The 17,881-nt window shown below is 51.7% G+C and carries 15 protein-coding genes; 11 read left to right on the top strand and 4 right to left on the bottom strand.

Translation table 11 applies throughout. The annotated features are described in order from the left end of the window. Nucleotides 1-11: 11 nt before the first annotated feature. Complete coding sequence (locus H583_RS0120355; protein WP_028562089.1) at nt 12-2,237, bottom strand: ribonucleoside-diphosphate reductase subunit alpha; 2,226 nt, start codon at nt 2,235-2,237, stop codon at nt 12-14. A 432-nt stretch (nt 2,238-2,669) separates the two neighbouring features. Between H583_RS0120355 and H583_RS0120365 the strand changes: the two genes are divergently transcribed. From H583_RS0120365 to H583_RS0120380, 4 genes are all read left to right on the top strand, one after another. Beyond that, nucleotides 2,670-4,343 (top strand): copper resistance CopC/CopD family protein, encoded by a 1,674-nt coding sequence (locus tag H583_RS0120365; protein ID WP_051236749.1) that lies wholly within the window; start codon nt 2,670-2,672, stop codon nt 4,341-4,343. Nucleotides 4,344-4,366: 23 nt separating this feature from the next. Next, nucleotides 4,367-5,251: a sensor histidine kinase gene (locus H583_RS33640; RefSeq protein WP_036710410.1), complete on the top strand. Its 885-nt coding sequence runs from the start codon at nt 4,367-4,369 to the stop codon at nt 5,249-5,251. A 4-nt stretch (nt 5,252-5,255) separates the two neighbouring features. Then, on the top strand, nt 5,256-5,996 hold the full coding sequence (locus tag H583_RS0120375) for a response regulator (protein ID WP_028562091.1): 741 nt from the start codon (nt 5,256-5,258) through the stop codon (nt 5,994-5,996). A gap of 123 nt (nt 5,997-6,119) precedes the next feature. Continuing rightward, nucleotides 6,120-6,779: a YcnI family copper-binding membrane protein gene (locus H583_RS0120380; protein WP_028562092.1), complete on the top strand. Its 660-nt coding sequence runs from the start codon at nt 6,120-6,122 to the stop codon at nt 6,777-6,779. 140 nt (nt 6,780-6,919) lie between these two features. Here H583_RS0120380 and H583_RS35475 read toward each other — a convergent pair whose 3' ends face one another. Beyond that, the gene (locus tag H583_RS35475) at nt 6,920-7,765 is read right to left on the bottom strand and encodes an AraC family transcriptional regulator (RefSeq protein WP_028562093.1); all 846 of its coding nucleotides are present in this window, start codon (nt 7,763-7,765) and stop codon (nt 6,920-6,922) included. Between the two features lie 144 nt (nt 7,766-7,909). On the opposite strand from H583_RS35475, the gene H583_RS0120390 reads away from it, so the two are divergent. The 7 genes from H583_RS0120390 to H583_RS0120420 all read left to right on the top strand — a co-directional run bounded on the left by H583_RS0120390 (nt 7,910) and on the right by H583_RS0120420 (nt 16,914). Continuing rightward, nucleotides 7,910-9,184 carry a TolB family protein gene (locus tag H583_RS0120390; RefSeq protein ID WP_028562094.1) on the top strand — a complete coding sequence of 425 codons (1,275 nt, stop codon included), beginning with the start codon at nt 7,910-7,912 and terminating at the stop codon, nt 9,182-9,184. 486 nt (nt 9,185-9,670) lie between these two features. Then, nucleotides 9,671-11,119: a PTS mannitol transporter subunit IIBC gene (locus H583_RS0120395; protein ID WP_028562095.1), complete on the top strand. Its 1,449-nt coding sequence runs from the start codon at nt 9,671-9,673 to the stop codon at nt 11,117-11,119. 92 nt (nt 11,120-11,211) lie between these two features. Further along, nucleotides 11,212-13,287 carry a BglG family transcription antiterminator gene (locus H583_RS0120400; RefSeq protein WP_028562096.1) on the top strand — a complete coding sequence of 692 codons (2,076 nt, stop codon included), beginning with the start codon at nt 11,212-11,214 and terminating at the stop codon, nt 13,285-13,287. Continuing rightward, nucleotides 13,284-13,721, top strand: coding sequence for a PTS mannitol transporter subunit IIA (locus tag H583_RS0120405; protein WP_028562097.1), 438 nt, complete (start codon nt 13,284-13,286; stop codon nt 13,719-13,721). Before H583_RS0120400 ends, H583_RS0120405 begins: the two co-directional genes overlap by 4 nt. Beyond that, complete coding sequence (locus tag H583_RS0120410; protein WP_028562098.1) at nt 13,718-14,872, top strand: mannitol-1-phosphate 5-dehydrogenase; 1,155 nt, start codon at nt 13,718-13,720, stop codon at nt 14,870-14,872. Before H583_RS0120405 ends, H583_RS0120410 begins: the two co-directional genes overlap by 4 nt. Before the next feature lie 2 nt (nt 14,873-14,874). Then, nucleotides 14,875-16,632, top strand: a complete 1,758-nt coding sequence (gene ptsP, locus H583_RS0120415; RefSeq protein ID WP_245585959.1) for a phosphoenolpyruvate--protein phosphotransferase — start codon at nt 14,875-14,877, stop codon at nt 16,630-16,632. Nucleotides 16,633-16,650: 18 nt separating this feature from the next. Further along, nucleotides 16,651-16,914: an HPr family phosphocarrier protein gene (locus H583_RS0120420; RefSeq protein WP_028562100.1), complete on the top strand. Its 264-nt coding sequence runs from the start codon at nt 16,651-16,653 to the stop codon at nt 16,912-16,914. Nucleotides 16,915-17,038: 124 nt separating this feature from the next. Here H583_RS0120420 and H583_RS0120425 read toward each other — a convergent pair whose 3' ends face one another. After that, nucleotides 17,039-17,374, bottom strand: a complete 336-nt coding sequence (locus H583_RS0120425; protein ID WP_028562101.1) for a type II toxin-antitoxin system PemK/MazF family toxin — start codon at nt 17,372-17,374, stop codon at nt 17,039-17,041. Then, a complete protein-coding gene (locus tag H583_RS0120430; protein ID WP_036710606.1) occupies nt 17,371-17,634 on the bottom strand; it encodes an AbrB/MazE/SpoVT family DNA-binding domain-containing protein in 264 nt (87 codons plus the stop codon). Before H583_RS0120430 ends, H583_RS0120425 begins: the two co-directional genes overlap by 4 nt. Nucleotides 17,635-17,881 lie beyond the last annotated feature (247 nt).

Below are 17,881 nucleotides of genomic sequence, written 5' to 3' on the forward strand. Positions count from 1 at the left end.
CCTCCTTCTATTTAAGAGCTGCAACTAACACAATCCTCAACCTCAAGGCTCTGGTTGCGGCAGTAATAGACCGTCTTCAGTCCGTTCTTCCAGGCTTCCATGTACAGTTCCAGAAAGTCCTTGGCGGTATAATCCGGCGTAATATATAAATTAAAAGACTGAGACTGGTCAATATGGCGCTGGCGGCGTCCCGCGGCCTTGATGCTCCAGTGCTGATCAATATGATGCGCCTCTTTATAAAACCAGAACGTATCCTCATTCAGATCAGGGGCAGTCTGCGGAATGACGGCATTTTTCTTCTCCTCAATGAAGAATTTGTCGAAAATCGGGTCAATCCCGGCCGTTGAACCGGCGATCAGCGAAGTGGAGGCCGTCGGCGCAATGGCAAACATCCACGCATTGCGGACACCATGACCGGCAACGTCTTCTCTCAGCTTCTTCCATTGCGGACTGTCATAACCGCGCTGCTCGAAATACGCGCCACTCTGCCATTCGCTGCCCTCAAACGCAGGATAGGCGCCTTTCTCACGGGCAATCTCCATCGATGCCCGGATTGCACAATAATTGATCCACTCGTACAGTTTATCAGCTTGCTCCAGATGCTCATCGCTTTCCCAGTTGATCCGGTTCAGTGCCAGCCATTGATGATAACCGCTTGTTCCAAGACCGACAGCCCGGTATTTCCGGTTCGTTATTTCCGCCTGGGGAATGGGATATTGATTCAAATCAATGACATTGTCCATCATCCGCATCTGGCAAGCGACAACCTCGGCAATCTCTTCCTTCGTGCGCGTGCGCCCCAGGTTCAGGGAGGAGAGGTTGCACACAACATAGTCGCCGCTTTTTACCTGTGTCGTTATGATGCCATCCTCATGTGTCGTTGACACATATTCCGTAGCGCTCATATTTTGGCAAATCTCTGTACACAGGTTCGAGCAGTATATGATCCCTTTATGCTTGTTCGGATTCGCCCGGTTCACGGTATCTCTGTAGAATACAAACGGTGTCCCGGTCTCAAAAGCGCTGGCAAGTATCCGTTTCATAATCTCAATCGCCGGAATTTCTTCCTTGGACAACTCCGCATGATTCACGCATTCCTCATAACGGCGCTCCCATTCCTCGCCCCAGGCGTCCTCCAGCGACCAGCCCATCAGCGTGCGCACCTCATGCGGATCGAACAGGTACCATGAATCCCGCTCCTCCACCTTGCGCATGAACAGGTCCGGGATGCAGACACCGGGGAAAATATCATGGGCCTTCATGCGGTCGTCCCCATTGTTCGTTTTGAGGTTCAGGAAATCCAAGATATCCTTGTGCCAAACGTCCAGATAGATCGCGACAGCTCCCGAACGCACACCAAGCTGGTCGACGGCAACAGCTGTATTATTATAGTTTTTGATCCATGGCACGACTCCGCCTGCTACACCCTTATACCCCCGGATGTCAGAGCCGCGGCTGCGTACCTTGCCGGCATAGATGCCCATGCCGCCGCCGAATTTGGACACTTGGGCGAAACTCGCGTCGACATTGTAAATGCCCCACAAATTATCCGGGACCGTATCAATAAAACAGCTTGAGAGCTGATGAAACGGCTTGCGCGCGTTCGCCAGTGTCGGGGTGGCAACGGTCATCTGGAGACGGCTGAGCACATCGTAAAATTTGCGCGCCCAGTCCAGCTTGTCTTGCTCCTTCATCGCGAGGTGCATCGCCACACCCATGAACAGCTCTTGCGGCAGCTCCAGAATTTCACCGTCGAAGCCCTTGATCAGATAACGGTCGCTCAGCGTTTTCAGGCCAATATAATTAAAGAGGTAATCACGTTCAGGCACGAGATAGCTGCCGAGCTCACGGATTTCCTCTTTGGTGTAATGGTCCAGAATATAACGGCCGTAAAAGCCCTTGTCTGTTAAATAAGTGATCAGGGAGTAAAAGTCGCCATAGCCAAAATAACCGTATGTGCGGTTAATCTGCGCTTCCTTGTACAAATCATAGACGAGCAGCTTGGCAGCAACATACTGCCAGTCCGGCTGCTCCGCACTGGTTTTTTCAACGGCAACCTGAATGAGTGTGCGCTGAATTTCCTTGGTCGAAATGTTGTTGCGGAAGTAAGGCAGCAGTGCGGTCTCCAGCTCCAATGGATCACAGCCGTCAAACCCTTCACAGGCAAAATCGATGACCTTTTTCAGCTTGGAAAAAATAAGTTCTTCCTTCTGTCCGTTGCGTTTTATGATGTCCAAGGCGGTTCACTCCCTGTCGCTATAAAATTGTCACGAACACAATATATAGATTATCACTTTAAAATTACTACAATATATGGTATTTGTCAAGAAAGACTCCTCGCGATCAATGAACAAAATATGGTAAAATTCTTTTGACGTATTTGTGACGCAGGATGCGCAAAGAAAAATAATAAGTATACTATAGGCTATATAGGCTGAACAAAATAAACGAAAGCAGGATGACTAGAATTTGAAAGAATTCTGGAGAACTGAGAGTTAGAAACGAGAGCCCGAGAATCGGACGCGCGAAATGCCCATGAATGGCCGGGGCCATATTTTAATCTGCCCTCCTTTCTGATAGACTTACGGAAAGGTTGGATTTTTACCATTGAAATTTTTACCAGTGGGCGCGGACAAGAGAACAAGGAAAGAGAAGGTGTTGATAGAAGTATGTGGAATAATCGTATCGCTGGATATCGCATGACATTATGGAGGGGGATCGCGCCGTTCATATTGGTACTGATAATGCTGGCATCCTGGGCTTATGCTCCAATGCAGGCACATGCTCATGCTGTCGCCGAGTTGATGGTGCCGGAACCGAACACGCAAATGAATGAGAGCCCTCCAAAGGTTGAAATTCATTTTAATGAACAGATTGAAACCGGAATCGGAGGGATTCAGGTACTGGATTCCACCTCTAAGCCGGTGACGGAGGAGAAGCATACGATCTCGGAGGATCGCAAAGGGATTTCACTCAACTTGCCGAAGCTTGGTGAAGGCGTGTATACGGTGTCCTACTCGGTCGTATCCGCGGACGGCCATCCGGTGTCCGGCTCATATATCTTCGTCGTAGGAAATCCGCCTAATGCCAGAGACGCCTCTGCATTTGACCTGCATAAGCAGCTCGGCCATTCCGGTCATGGCGCTTCGACGGAAGTAACCGTAAGCGAGCTCCTGCTCTATCTCAGCAGAGGGCTGTATTACGCCGCGCTGCTGCTCAGCACGGGCCTGATGCTGTGGTATGGCATGTTGAAAGACAAGACCGAAGTACAGCGCAGACAGTTCAGCAAATGGGGATTGTGGACGATTCGCGGCATGCTGGTGATCAGCCTGTTCTACGTCTTTATCCATGCCCGTGAGCTGATGGAAGGGCAGCCGACATCGGATTGGGGCAAGCTGTTCACCAAAACTGAGGTCGGCATATCCTGGCTGATTCTGATTGCGCTGGCGCTTCTCGGGTTCCTGGTGCTGAAATCCGGCTCAGGAATAATCAAAATGCTGTGGGCTGCTGCACTGCTCATACTGGAGGGCTTCAATGGCCATGCCGCAGCGTATGAGCCGAAATGGTATTCGCTGCTTCTGGATATTGTCCACTTGGCTGGAGCAGCAATCTGGGCAGGCGGTCTGGCATTCCTGCTCGTGCTGTGGCTGGAGGAGCGGAAGGATGCCGGACGATTCGCAGTTGCATTCTCACGGGCAGCCTGGATCAGCATCGTCGTGCTGACGATTACGGGATTGCTAAGCACGTTCCTGTTCCTGCCGAATCTCTCCTACTTGTTCTATACGTCATGGGGAATTCTGCTTGTCATCAAAACGGTTCTTGTACTGTTCGTCATCGTGACGGGCGCGCTCCTGCGTTTGAGAGTACGGCGCGGCGACCTGCCTTCCGGAAGTCTGCTCAAGGTGGATGTGAGCCTGATGGCGGCAATTATAATTGTGGTCGGTATCTTTACGTATATCAGTCCGCTTCCTGCAAATACTCCGTTTTCCAAGCATTTGATGGGGACGGATAAGCATCTAACACTTCGTATTACGCCGAACGTACCGGGCGAGAACCAATTCATCGTCAAGGTGTGGCTGCCGGAGAAAGACGGAAAGCCAAACGAGCCGAAGCGGGTCAAACTGCTGCTTCGTTCGCTGGATAAGCCGGATCTTGGAGCTATTGAAGTGCCGGTCGAGCAGTACAAGGATGAGGAGATCGACACCTTCCCGGACTTTACGAAGGCTACGTATCAGACGAAGGGGCCATTCATCCCGTTCCCTGGAAAATGGAAGGCAGAGATTCGCATCCTGACGCAAGAGGATGACGAAATTGTGCATTCGGAAGAATTCCGGAATTATTAAACAAAAACAAGGGGGGAGCGGCATTGACATATAAGCAGCTCAAGTGGTTGATATTGTCAATCCCTACGTTGACCATCGGTTTGTGGGAGTATTTGCGGCATACGCTGCTGCTCCCCTATATGTCCATGGAGCTCGGCAATTTGCTGGCTCCTTTTATTGTGTTCTTTGTTACCATTACGCTGCTTCGCAAGCTGTTTGCCGTGTTGGAGCACGCGCAAGATTCGCTGCGCAGGGAGCAATCGCTTAAAGCAGCGCTGGAACAGCGGCAGCAGTTGGCCCGCGAGCTGCACGACGGTATCTCCCAGTCACTGTTTCTGTTGTCAGTCAAGCTGGATAAGCTTGACCGGGTGCAGAGCAGTGTTGAGGGAAAGCAGCAGACGGAGCAAATTCGCGAGACAGTGCGGCATGTCTACGACAATGTCAGGCAGTCAATCGCTGCGCTTCACAATAGCCCCGTTGTCACCGACAAACCATGGATGCAGTCCATGCACAAGCTGCTCGATGAAATCCGCGAGGACAGCGGACTGGAGCTGACGCTTGACTGGCAGCTTGCCGATGCCTGGCTGTCGCCAAAACAGAAGGTGGAACTGCTCGCGATCTTGCGGGAGGCGCTTATTAATGTCCAAAAGCATGCCCGGGCCACCGCGGCTGTAATCAAATGCTATCCGTATACGGAGGACGGCAACGGCTTCATCTGTACGGTCACGGATAACGGCATCGGGGCAGGGGTGGAGGAATTGAAGCGCAAGGGCTGTTACGGCATCAGGTCGATGGAGAGCCGGGCTTCGGCAATGGGCTGGCAGTTTGAGGTCGGGAGTCCCGACGGGGAACATATGCTGCTGAGCTCAATTGCGGACTCGTCAGGCCGGGGAACGCAAGTGACAATAACAAGCGAAGGGAGCGGATGAAAGGATGACGGATCAGGTACGTGCTATCCGGGTTCTGATTGTGGATGACCACCCGCACGGGCGTGAAGGAATGCGCACCGTGCTTGAGACGGACCCGGCCTTCGAGATTGCTGCGGAAGCGGTGAACGGCGAGGAAGCGGTCCGGCTGGCAGCCGAACTGGAGCCGGATTTGATTTTAATGGATATTAATATGCCGCAAATGGGCGGGCTGGAGGCTACGCAGCGGATCAAGGCCGCTCAGCCCTATGTCAAAATTGTCATGGTCACGGTGTCCGATGACATTACAGATCTGTTCGAGGCCATCAAGCGCGGGGCGCAAGGCTACTTGCTCAAAAATTTGCGGCCCTCCTCCTGGCATGAGTATTTGCGGGCGATTGCGGTGGATGAGGCTCCCATGTCCAAGGAGCTGGCCTTTCGGATTTTGCAGGAATTCTCCCGTGCCCAGTCCAGCACACCCGAACCCGACCGGGAGCAGGGACAACAATCACCGGCATCAGCAGGATCACGCCGCAGATCAGGAAGCGGCGCTCCTGTCTCTCCGCTCACGCCGCGGGAAACGGAAATTCTGGAGCGTGTCGCCAAGGGAGAATCCAATCGTGAGATTGCTGCACTATTCCATCTGTCTGAACACACGGTCAAAAATCATTTGAAAAATATTTTGCAAAAGCTGCATCTGGACAATCGCGTGCAGCTTGCCCGTTATGCGATGGAGCAGGGCATAGCAAAAGGCCGTTTTCCCGGCTGAGCAGGAAGCGGAGTTTCACAGTTTGTTCACGGGCATATAGCCCTTTCGAGTCATGTATTGTGATCCGGAGATGATTATACTTGGCTACAGATACTATACCGAAATTGGAAGTGGGGATCTTTCATGAAAAAATTATTGAGCGCAGCTCTCGTCTCTATGGCGATGTTTTTGTTTGCGGGAATTGCAAGTGCGCATGTCACCGTTCGGCCGGCGGAAGTGGGGCAGGGGTCTTATGAGATTTTTTCTGTCCGTGTTCCAAGTGAGACAAGCGGAACAACAACCAATGCGATTGAAGTACGGGTACCGGACGGCGTTGAGGTGCTGCGTATTGAGCCGAAGCCAGGCTGGACTTATGAGCTGACCAAGGGCGACGGAGACAAAATTACGGCCATCAAATGGACTGCTGAAGGCAAAGGACTTGAAGTAACCGAGTTTACCGAATTCCGTTTCCAGGGAAAAGTTGGCGCGGATGCAACAGAGCTTAACTGGAAGGCTTACCAAACCTATGCGGATGGCAGCAAGGTAGACTGGGTTGAAGCTGCTGACGGCCAATACCCTGCATCTGTCACTGTCGTAACTGCCGGAACAGGCGGCAGTGATCACGGGCACGGCGCAAGCGCCGGAACAACAACACCAGATCAGCCTGCCGATCAGGCAAGCGGCCAGTCAGATACTGTAGCGGCAGGCTCCAACAGCGTGGACCGCGGACTGGCAATCGCAGCATTGGCACTTGGTGTCATTGCAGTTATTATTGCACTTGTACGCAAGCCGCGCAAAGCTTAAGCTGCAGGCTGCAATCAAGGCTGTAGTCAAGGCTAAACAGACTATATATTAATGAAGCAAAAAATCAGAGACTGCTCTTTACGCTTATGCGTAAGGAGCAGTTTTTTGATGTGCTTATTCATTTTTTTCATTTCTCAGATTTACTGCTCAAAATAAATGTCCTTGCGCACCCCGCCTTGCTCCTTCTGCCGCCAGCCTCCCGGGCTGATACCCGCCAATTCCTTGAATACACGGTTAAAATGATAGATGGTCTTGAAGCCTGTCCGCTCTGCAATTTCCTTCAGGCTCAGGCCGGAGTCGGCCAGCAGCGTCCGGGCTTTGGCAATTCGAAGCCGCCGCAAATACTGGGAGAACGTGCAGTCGTAGCTGCTGCGGAATACCCGGCTGAGATAGCTGCGGTCATAACCGAGCTGCGCCGCGATCGCTTGCAAGGTGATCTCCTCGCCATATTGGGCTTGAATCAGGTGTTCGACTTGCCGGGCCGCTTCCTGTGGCTCATAGTTCAAGCCTGCCGGTACGGGGAGGTGAGCTGTCTGCTGCTGCTTCAGCTCTGTCCGGGAGCGTACAAGAAGGTAGAGAAGCTGGAGCAGGGAAAGGGCAGCAAGGGTACTGAAATGAGGGCGCTTGTCCGCCCCTTCTTGGCGGATAGCCTCCAGCATTGAGCGAACGTGCTGACCGTCATCCAGATGCGGGCCGGGGATTTCAGCGACGAGAGATGCAAGCTCCGGGCTTATAATTTGAAATTTTAAATCGAGCGTCTTGTTTACGGCAGCACGTTGCGTTGTGAAGCCATGCCGGACATTCGGCTTGATGAAGAAAAAGCCGCCCGGAGCAATCGGGAACCCTTGCCCGTCCAGTGTAAACTGCCCGTTCCCGTCAATAAAATAGATAATCTGGTAGAAGCTGTGCTCGTGTATGCGGAGGCTGCCGCCTTGCTGATATTGATAACGGGCCGTCCACTGAATATCAATGCCGTATTCTTTCATGCGTGCCTCCTGTAATCGATCATGTGCAAGCGGCAAAAGTCACTTGCAGACAAAAGCATCCTATGTTCGGATAACACATGCTGCCGGGTCCAAATTTACAATAAGAAAATAAGGATATCAGGGATAAGAAAAGGAGCGATTCTGTTGATCATTAGTGAGAATTTTCCGCGATATACCGCGTATAATCCGCTTGTTCCGGTATGGTGTCTAACGCCTCAAAGCAAAGGAAGCTTTCACCGCTTCTTCGACAACTCTCCAGTCAGCCCGTCCGGCAGATATGTTGCTGTGCTGCAAATGCCGCAGGAGGAGCGTCTGCCGCAGCCCGGCGAGCAGGCTGTCATTGCACTCATCGATCTGCATACGGGGACGGAATCCCCGATTGCAACCACTTATGGCTGGGAGCCACAGCTTGGCGCCAATTTGAACTGGGGAACAAGCGATGAGAAGCTGTACTACAATGATGTCGCACCAGGAGAATGGGAGCCATTTTGTGTGGAGCTTAACCTCTTGACCGGAACAAGGCGCCGGCTGGAAGGGGGGATTTACCGCATATCCCCGGACGGGCAAACTATTATTTCTGCATGCATGAAGCGAATGCGGCGCACACAATACGGGTATGGTGTGATGGTACCTGATGAACACGTTCCGCGCAACTTTGGATTTAGTGAAAATGACGGCCTTTATATGACTGATGTGATCACAGGAAGGCAGAGGCTGCTCGTTTCTATCAAGGAAGTGTTTGACCGTGCACAGCCGGCAATTGACAAGCAGTCATATGCCCATGGAGAATGCTATGGTTTCCATTGCAAATTTAATCCGCAGGGAGACCGCCTTATTTTTACAATGCGCTGGTTCCATACCGAAGAAGAGCAGCCCTGGAACATGCTGATGAAGCGATGCCTGAAGTTTTGGGTCGTTACCATGAAACCGGATGGAACCGATATGCACGTTGCAGTCGGTCCGGAGCAGTGGGAAAAGGGCGGCCATCATATCAATTGGTATCCGGACGGCCGTACATTATCGATGAATCTGTGTCTGGAAGGAGACCGGCAGCTCAAACTTGTGCGTGCGGGCTATGACGGATCTGAACTGGGCACGATTATTGAAGGGATTTCCGGATCAGGGCACCCGACTGTACATCCTAATGGACGTCACATTTTAACCGATGCTTACGAGCATGAACAGGTGGCCTACGGAGACGGTACAGTTCCCTTGAGGCTCATTGATTTGAAAAATGGAAGAGAGCAGATGATTATACGAGTGCACGTAGGCAATCCTGGTACGGAGACGTCATCGGCGCTGCGGGTTGACCCGCACCCTGCCTGGGCTCCTGACAACCGGCATATTGTGTTCAATGGCTTTGTGGATGGCACACGCCGGGTATTCCTCGCTGATCTTGCCGGTGTACTTGATGCCTAGGCTTGCTAAGCAAGTAATGCCGCAAGAGACTCTTCTTCCAGCAGCCCGAATGGCCGATCTGTTCATTTTTGTTGCCTCTGCGGCTTGAGATTTATTGTAGTATGTACAGCTCTATTGCTATGAATGTAGAAGCCTGCTTTGTCCTATAAGGGATAAGGCAGGCTTTTGCATGCTATCTCCTAAATACTCCCTTTATAAAAGGGAATTACCTGTAATTCATGAAAAGTTCTCTTGTCTTGTTGTTTGCTTTACAAGATACATTTTACCGCATGGCGTACATCTTTTTAATAAGTTAGTCAGGTAGCCAGGGGCTAAAAATAAAGGGAATTCGCTCCCTAAATCAACTTATGCGTATGAATTATTAAATCCTGTCAACATTATTCATGACGGAATGGCTTTTTCCTTTTGTTGAAGCAGTGACGATTGTGGCATATCATTTTGGTGTAATAGGATTTATGAAAACGTTACAATGAAGGAGGAGCTACAGTGACAACTACTGAAGCAAGGAAGCAGGGAACGGGCGGTGCCAAGGTTGGCGTGCAGCGTGTCGGACGCTTCCTGAGCGGGATGGTCATGCCGAACATCGGCGCATTTATTGCGTGGGGGCTGATTACCGCTTTATTTATTCCGACGGGCTGGATTCCCAATGAAACTCTGGCCAAGCTTGTCGAGCCTACACTGTACCACCTGCTGCCGATCCTGATTGGCTATACAGGCGGTAACATGATTTACGGCACCCGCGGCGGTGTCATCGGAGCTGTAGCCACCATGGGTGTAATTGTTGGCGCAGATATTCCGATGTTCCTGGGAGCCATGATTATAGGACCATTCTCGGCATGGGTATTAAAACAATTTGACCGTATGCTGGAGGGCAAAATCCGTTCCGGCTTTGAGATGCTTATAAACAACTTCTCGGCAGGAATTATTGGCGGACTGCTCGCGATTATCGCTTATGTGGCAGTAGGGCCAATTGTAGAGTCGATCAGCAACGTATTGGCGCACGGCGTGCAATTCCTTGTGGATCACGGATTGCTGCCGCTGGCGAATATTCTGATCGAGCCTGCCAAAGTATTGTTCCTGAACAATGCGATCAATCACGGTGTTCTCGGGCCAATCGCCCTGGATCAGGCAGCGAAGACAGGCAAGTCCATCATCTTCATGCTGGAATCCAATCCGGGTCCGGGCCTGGGCATTCTGCTCGCTTACATGGTGGCAGGACGCGGCTCAGCCAGACAATCTGCTTCAGGAGCTGCGATCATTCATTTTCTGGGCGGTATTCATGAGATTTACTTCCCGTACATTCTGATGAATCCAAGATTGATTCTGGCTGCGATTGCTGGAGGTATTACAGGTACATTTACATTCTCCCTGTTCAATGCAGGGCTTGTTGCAACAGCTTCTCCGGGCAGTATTTTTGCTTATGTTGCCATGGCGCCCAAGGGCGGCCTGCTGGCAGTATTCACGGGTGTTATTACGGCAACAATCGTGTCCTTCCTGGTAGCGGCACTGATCCTGAAGACTTCGCGCAAAAATGATGCGGGAGACGATCTGGAGCAGGCACAGGCGAAGATGAATGAAATGAAAAGCGAAGCTAAAGGAACTGCTAATGCAACTGCTGGCTCTGCTCCGGCACAAGCAGCAGGCGCAGTGAAAGCGAAAGAAGACATCCGTAAAATTGTGTTCTCCTGTGATGCCGGAATGGGCTCCAGTGCCATGGGCGCGTCCATTCTGCGCAAAAAAATGAAGCAGGCTGAAGTAGATGTGACGGTAACGAATACAGCAATCAGCGACATTCCGAATGATGCGGATATTGTCATTACCCACCAGACATTGACAGACCGTGCGAGAGCGAAAGCGCCGGATGCTGAACATATCTCGATTGACAATTTCCTGAAAAGTCCGGCGTACGATACGCTGGTTGAACGTTTGAAATAAAGCGCGAAATAAGCAAGACTGCAATTATGCGTGAAGCCCGGGGTAATTGCCGGGGGAGGATAATGCTGATTTAGAAGAGGACAATGATGCCGATGAAGGTAACGAACAGGCAGCGGCAGCTTCTGGACCTGCTGCTGAGTAGCAAGGAAGAGATCACGGCTGCGGACATTGCCGCTGCGATTAATGTCAGTGCCCGCACCGTGCACCGGGAGCTGCCGGAGCTTGAGCCGCTATTGGAGAAATACGGCATAGAGCTCCAGAGAAAATCCGGAATCGGCATCCAGCTCATTGGGCCTCCGGCGCAGCTGGACCTGCTGAAACAGGTGCTATCCCGCATGAGCTACACCGAATATACAGCGGAAGAGCGCCGCGTGTTCATCCTATGCATGCTGCTGGAGAGTAATGAGCCAGTCAAGCTGTTTGCACTGGCCCATAACCTGCATGTGACAGTCGCCACTATGAGCCATGATTTGGACGAACTCGAGAAGGGTATAATCAAGTATGACCTGAAGCTTGTCCGCCGACGGGGATACGGCATTATGCTTGAGGGTTCCGAGCAAGTCAAGCGTGAGCTGCTGCTTACACTTGCCCAGCAATATATCGATGATTCTGATCTTTTCGGCAGCTCGGCCCGCTCGCAGGAGCAGCCGGTAATTGGCCTGATGCTTGATCAGATCGGCAAGGGCAGCCTGCTTAAGCTGGAGCAGGCGCTCTGGGAATTGGAGCAAGAGCATCCGCTTGCGTTATCGGATGAAGCCTATACGAGGCTCTTGCTCCAGCTCTCTATCGCCATTCGCAGAATACATGACGGCCATCTAATCGGGCTGTCTGATGAAGCCGCATCTCCGGACATTCCACTTCGTCCGGAGATTGCGGCATTGCTGAAACAGCTGGAAGCAGAGTTTGCGATCGAACTGCCCATGGTTGAGAGGCACTATGTCAGCAGGCTGATCCGGCAATATGCGGATGAAGAGGTCGGTTATGAGCTTCTGCCGCATGGCGACCTGGATGTGCTCGAGAAGACGGTTCAGCTCATCGGGTTCATGGACCGCCACTATGATTCAGCCTTCCACCGGGATCATTCCCTGCGTGACGGGCTTCTTCGCCATTTGGTACCCGCACTGATGCGCATCCGGGAAGGAAGCGAAATCCGCAACCCGCTGCTGACGCAGATTAAAACGGATTACAGCGCGCTGTTCGAACTGGTCCGGCAAGGAGCGGATGAGGTATTTCCAGAGCTGGGCATACCGGATGAGGAAGTAGGATTTCTCGTGATGCATTTCGGTGCGGCGCTGGAGCGGGTATCACAGCCGGCCCCGCCGGTTCGTGCGGTTGTCGTGTGCAGCAGTGGAATCGGCTCCTCCAAGTTGCTCGCTGTGCGGCTGGAGAAGGAACTCCCGGAAGTAGTGATTGTCGGCAATGTACCGTGGTACGAGGCTGCCCGCATTCCGGAGGACGAGTACGACATCATTATTTCAACGATTGATCTGCCGCTTCAGCCTGACAAGTATTTCAAGCTGAGCCCGCTGCTGACAGATAACGAAGCAGCTTCGCTTCGAAGATTTATGCAGCACTGGTCCCTGCGCATGCAGCAGCGTGCGGAGAGTGAGCAGCTTGCGGTAAAAGAAGCTTCATCCCAGCGGCTGGATCAACTGAAAGCATGTCTGGATGAAATTCATTACCTGCTTGAACGGTTTCACCTGTATAAGCTGCCGGATACAGAAGGGCTTGATGCCCGGCAAATTTTGCACCAAGCCTGTACACTGGCCGCAGGCAGCGGCGCGATTACCGATGTCGATGCGGTGGTCCAGCAACTGCTGGAGCGGGAGCGGCAGGGCAGCGAGATTGTGACGGATACAGGGCTAGCCCTGTTCCATACGAGAAGCAAGGATATTTTGCAGCCGCTGGTTGCGATGTTTCAATTGAAAAAGCCCAAGCTGCTGCAGGCGCACAGCGTCCGCCCGGCAGCCTATATGATGCTGATGGTGGGGCCGCTGGCGCTTGGCAAGGAAAGCCTGGAGGTACTGAGTGAAATCAGCGCCCTCCTGCTGCTTCCGGAGTTGCCGGAAGTGCTTGCGACAGGCAATGAGCTTGTCATCAAAGATTTTATGGCCAATGCGCTGCTTGGCTATTTTCAAACAAAAATGGAAATGGAGATGACGTGGTGAGTATTCTATCTGCAGATAAAGTAAAATTGAACGCCAAAGCTGAGGACAAATGGGAAGCAATTCGAATCGCAGGACAACTGCTGGTCAGTGCCGGGCATGCTCTGCCTGGCTATGTGGATAAAATGATTGAGCGTGAACAGACGCTGTCTACTTACATGGGCGGAGGCTTGGCTATTCCGCACGGCACGAAGGATTCCAAGGAATTGATTAAGTCAACAGGTTTGTCCATCGTGCAATTCCCGGACGGCGTTGATTTTGGAGACGATGAGAAGGCTTATCTGCTGGTTGGGATTGCGGCTGAAGGTGATGATCATCTGGACATTTTAACGAATGTCGCGATGGTATGCTCCGATGAAGACAATTTGGAACAAATCCTGAAGGCATCGACAGCCGAGGAAATGATCAGCATCTTTGAAAGCGGGATGGAAGCATGAGAGCCGTCCATTTTGGAGCAGGAAATATCGGGAGAGGGTTCATCGGATTGATTCTGTCCCGTGCCGGATATGAAGTCTGCTTCGTTGATGTGAATGAAGAGCTTGTATCGCAGCTTCGGGAGCGCGGCTCCTATCAGGTTGTGCTGGCAGACGGCAGCGGACATGCCGAGCAGGTGTCAGGCGTGACCGCAATTAACGGCACCGATCTGGAGCTTGTGGCGCAGCATGTAGCCGAAGCCGATCTGGTTACTACAGCTGTCGGGGTCAACATTCTAAAGCATATCGCCGCCGGGATTGCCGGGGGCATTGCCAGACGGGTGAAGCAATCCGTGGCGCCCCTTCACATCATTGCCTGTGAGAATGCCATTGGCGGAAGTTCCCGGCTGAAAGAACATGTCTACGGGCATCTCGATGAAGAAACCAGGCAGCAAGCGGACCGGACGGTTGCGTTCCCGGATGCTGCTGTCGACCGTATTGTGCCGATTCAGCATAATGAGGACCCGCTGGAAGTTACCGTCGAGCCGTTCTATGAATGGGTTGTGGATCGCAGTGCTGTACTGGAAGGCTATCATGAAATTGAAGGCGTCCATTATGTGGACCGTCTGGAGCCTTATATTGAGCGCAAGCTTTTTACCGTTAATACAGGCCATTGCTCCGCAGCCTATGCAGGTTATTTGCGCGGTTATGATACGATTCAGCAAACAATGGCGGATCAGTCCATTGCCGGCGAGGTGAGACTGGCTCTGGAGGAGACTGGTGCTGTGTTGGTACAGCGCTATGGTTTTGACGAGGAGGAACACGAGCAGTATATCGGGAAGATTCTTGAGCGGTTCCGCAATCCGCATCTGACTGACGAGACCGTAAGAGTCGGCCGCTCTCCGATCCGCAAGCTGTCACCGGAGGATCGTCTTGTACGTCCGGCGCTGCAGGCTGTGGAGCTTGGCATGGAGCCGGTTCAACTGGCGAAAGCGATGGCGTCAGCCCTCCATTTTGATTACCAGGATGATCCGGAGGCAGTAGAGCTTCAGGAGACTATCCGTACAGAAGGAATTGAGCAGGCGATAACCCGTTATACCGGAATTGAAGCCGGCCAGCCGCTTTTTGCCCTTATCCTGGACAATTATCATTATTTGAATAAAGGAGCGCATTAACGATGAAGGGAGTTACGGAGCCAATGAGAGAGAACACAGCAAGAACTGCAGCAATTGGCGGTATTGCAGCATCTCCCGGCTATGCGATTGCCAAGGCATACCGCTTGCAGCGTGAGGAAATCAAGCCGGTGCAAAAACAGGTCGCAGATGCGGCGGCAGAGGTTGAACGGTTCAAACAGGCGCTAGCCAAGGCGAGAGCAGAGCTGGAGCAAATTCATGAACTGACACGCCAAAGACTGGGCGAGGAGAAAGCTGAAATTTTCGAAGCCCATCTGCTGCTGCTTGAAGACCCTGACCTGATCGACGCGGCTATCGAGCAAATTGAACAGGACAATGTCAATGCGGATTTTGCGCTGTACAGCGTGGCTGCGACCTTCATAGAGGCATTGCTCGCCATGGATAACGAGCTGCTTCGTGAGCGTGCGGCAGATATCCGCGACGTATCCGGTCGTGTCATTGCGGCGCTTCATGGCGCTACCTATACGACAGTCTCCGGCGTGACGGAGGAGTCGGTCATTATTGCCGAAGACCTTGCGCCATCGGATACTGCTTTGCTGGATGCAAACATTGTGCGCGGCTTCGCCACCGAAATTGGAAGCCGGACCTCGCATTCCGCCATTATGGCCCGCTCGCTGGGCATTCCGGCGATCGTTGGAGCCGGGTCATCCCTAATGGATATTGAGACCGGCACAATGGTCATTCTGGACGCCGTGGAAGGCAAGATTATCGTTTCTCCAAGTGAAGAGGAACTGGAACAGTACCGTCAGATTCAACAGCAATACGAGCAGCGCCGCGCTGAGCTGGCCGGATTGAAATCCGAACCGTCCGTATCCTTAGACGGCGCACATGTGGAGCTTGCGGCTAATATTGGAAGTGTGGAGGATGTTCAGAAGGCGCTGGATAACGGCGCAGAGGGCATCGGGCTTTTCCGTACTGAATTTCTGTATATGGGGCGCAGTACGCTGCCGACAGAGGAAGAGCAGTTCAACGTCTACAAGTATGTTCTTGAGAAAATGGCAGGCAAGCCTGTAGTCATCCGCACACTGGATATCGGCGGCGACAAGGAGCTTCCATATATGAAGCTGCCGAAGGAGAGCAATCCGTTCCTTGGACTTCGTGCTGTAAGGCTTTGCCTCCAGGAGCAGGACTTGTTCCGCACACAGCTTCGTGCACTTTTGCGGGCAAGCCGTTATGGCAATCTGAAGATCATGTTCCCGATGATTGCGCTTCGTGAAGAGCTTCTCGAGTGCAAGAGGCTGCTTCAGGAAGAACGCGACAAGCTGATTGCCGAGGGCATCGAGGTTGCTGACCAGATTGAAGTGGGGATCATGATTGAAATTCCGGCTGCTGCGCTGGCGGCTGACCAGTTTGCCAAAGAGGTCGACTTCTTCAGCATCGGTACGAACGACCTGATTCAATATACAATGGCTGCTGACCGCATGAACGAGACCGTTTCCTACCTGTATCAGACCTGCCATCCATCCGTGCTTCGTCTGATCCGCATGGTCATCTCCGCTGCAAACAAGGAAGGCAAGTGGGTCGGCATGTGCGGCGAAATGGCGGGTGACGAGTCGGCGATTCCGCTGCTGCTCGGCATGGGGCTGCATGAGTTCAGCATGAGCGCAGTCTCCATTTTGCCGGCCAGAGCGCAAATCCGCAGCTTGTCCAAGCAGCAATGGGCGGAGCGGATCGACAGCGTGCTGGAGCTTGGAAGCGAGCAAGAGATTAAACAATACGTGCAGCAGCACCTAAACAGCTAACAAGGAGTGACGAGAGAAATGACAACTGGAACCTTTACTGTACTTAATCCATCGGGCTTTCATGCCCGTCCGACCAAAGTCTTCGTTCAGGCGGCTTCCGCTTTCCCGTGTAAGGTGAGCCTGAGCAAGAACGGCAAAAAAGTAAACGGCAAGAGCTCCCTCAGCATTCTGACGCTCGGAATTGCAGTGAACGATGAAGTTATTCTGGAGACAGATGGCGACCAGGAAGAGCAAGCGCTGCAAGAGCTGGGCGCATTGCTGACGAAGATTTACGAGGAATAGTTACTGGAGATTATTTCATCGCTTATAAAGTGAGGGCGGCTGGGCAGAGATATTTCTGTCCGGCCGTTTTTTTATGTAGAATGATGACGATGCAAGTATCCCTTGGTTAGTGGACTGCTAATCCCTATGCCAAAATCGACCGTGTATTCATAAGTACTGCTTTCATACATTCGGAATCTATACTCAAATGATCGACAACTTTTATTTTTCGTTTTCTCACAGCCAGGCTTTTAAATTGATCGGTCAGTACAACCCCTGAAATGCTTAATCCCTCTGGTAATTTTACTTCAAACGGATAATCTTTGGACTGGCTCGTAATCGGACAGACGACAGCAAAGCCGGTCAATTCATTAAACTCTGCTTCTGATAGGACAACAGCTGGTCTTCGTCCTGCCTGTTCATGTCCTGCTTGGGGATCAAAATCAAGCCATACCAAATCCCCTCGTTTAGGAATTATCAAAGCTTTTCGTCTCCTTCAACTCCAAAATCAATTTCTTCATGCGTTGACCCAGGTTTTATTTCAGCCAGCAAGCTTTTTAAATGATTTCTTAGTTCTTCGTTGGCATTAGAGTTTTTGACAGGGCGGAGCAAGAGTTCATTTTCAGGGGTTAAAATAATCTCAATTTCAGCACCGTCTTCAAGATTAAGACGTTTAAGAATTTGATTTGGTATGCGTATAGCACTACTGTTTCCCCATTTACTGAGCGTCGCAGTTGTCATTAGAATCGCGTCCTTTCTCCCTTGATATCCCAAGTATATACTACCCCCTCCAAAATGTATATTTATAAGATATACAAACATAATGAGAAAGATACCGACTCATTATGTTTTTGGTTTAAAGACATAGAAATTAAAGTAATTAGATTCTGTTGATCAAAATTGAAAAGAGGCAACCAGCTCTGATTTTGTGCATGCAACGAGCTTAGATACAGAGCGAGTTACACCTGTTGTTCTTATCACTAAATAG

This window comes from Paenibacillus pinihumi DSM 23905 = JCM 16419, assembly GCF_000422505.1.
Lineage (GTDB): Bacteria > Bacillota > Bacilli > Paenibacillales > Paenibacillaceae > Paenibacillus_D > Paenibacillus_D pinihumi.

What these genes read in the sequence shown, in the direction of transcription:
- H583_RS0120365 (WP_051236749.1), top strand. Translation starts at nt 2,670, where the DNA reads ATGTGGAATAATCGTATCGCTGGATATCGCATGACATTATGGAGGGGG.
- H583_RS0120375 (WP_028562091.1), top strand. Translation starts at nt 5,256, where the DNA reads ATGACGGATCAGGTACGTGCTATCCGGGTTCTGATTGTGGATGACCAC.
- H583_RS0120380 (WP_028562092.1), top strand. Translation starts at nt 6,120, where the DNA reads ATGAAAAAATTATTGAGCGCAGCTCTCGTCTCTATGGCGATGTTTTTG.
- H583_RS35475 (WP_028562093.1), bottom strand. Translation starts at nt 7,765, where the DNA reads ATGAAAGAATACGGCATTGATATTCAGTGGACGGCCCGTTATCAATAT.
- H583_RS0120400 (WP_028562096.1), top strand. Translation starts at nt 11,212, where the DNA reads ATGAAGGTAACGAACAGGCAGCGGCAGCTTCTGGACCTGCTGCTGAGT.
- H583_RS0120410 (WP_028562098.1), top strand. Translation starts at nt 13,718, where the DNA reads ATGAGAGCCGTCCATTTTGGAGCAGGAAATATCGGGAGAGGGTTCATC.
- ptsP (WP_245585959.1), top strand. Translation starts at nt 14,875, where the DNA reads ATGAAGGGAGTTACGGAGCCAATGAGAGAGAACACAGCAAGAACTGCA.
- H583_RS0120420 (WP_028562100.1), top strand. Translation starts at nt 16,651, where the DNA reads ATGACAACTGGAACCTTTACTGTACTTAATCCATCGGGCTTTCATGCC.
- H583_RS0120430 (WP_036710606.1), bottom strand. Translation starts at nt 17,634, where the DNA reads ATGACAACTGCGACGCTCAGTAAATGGGGAAACAGTAGTGCTATACGC.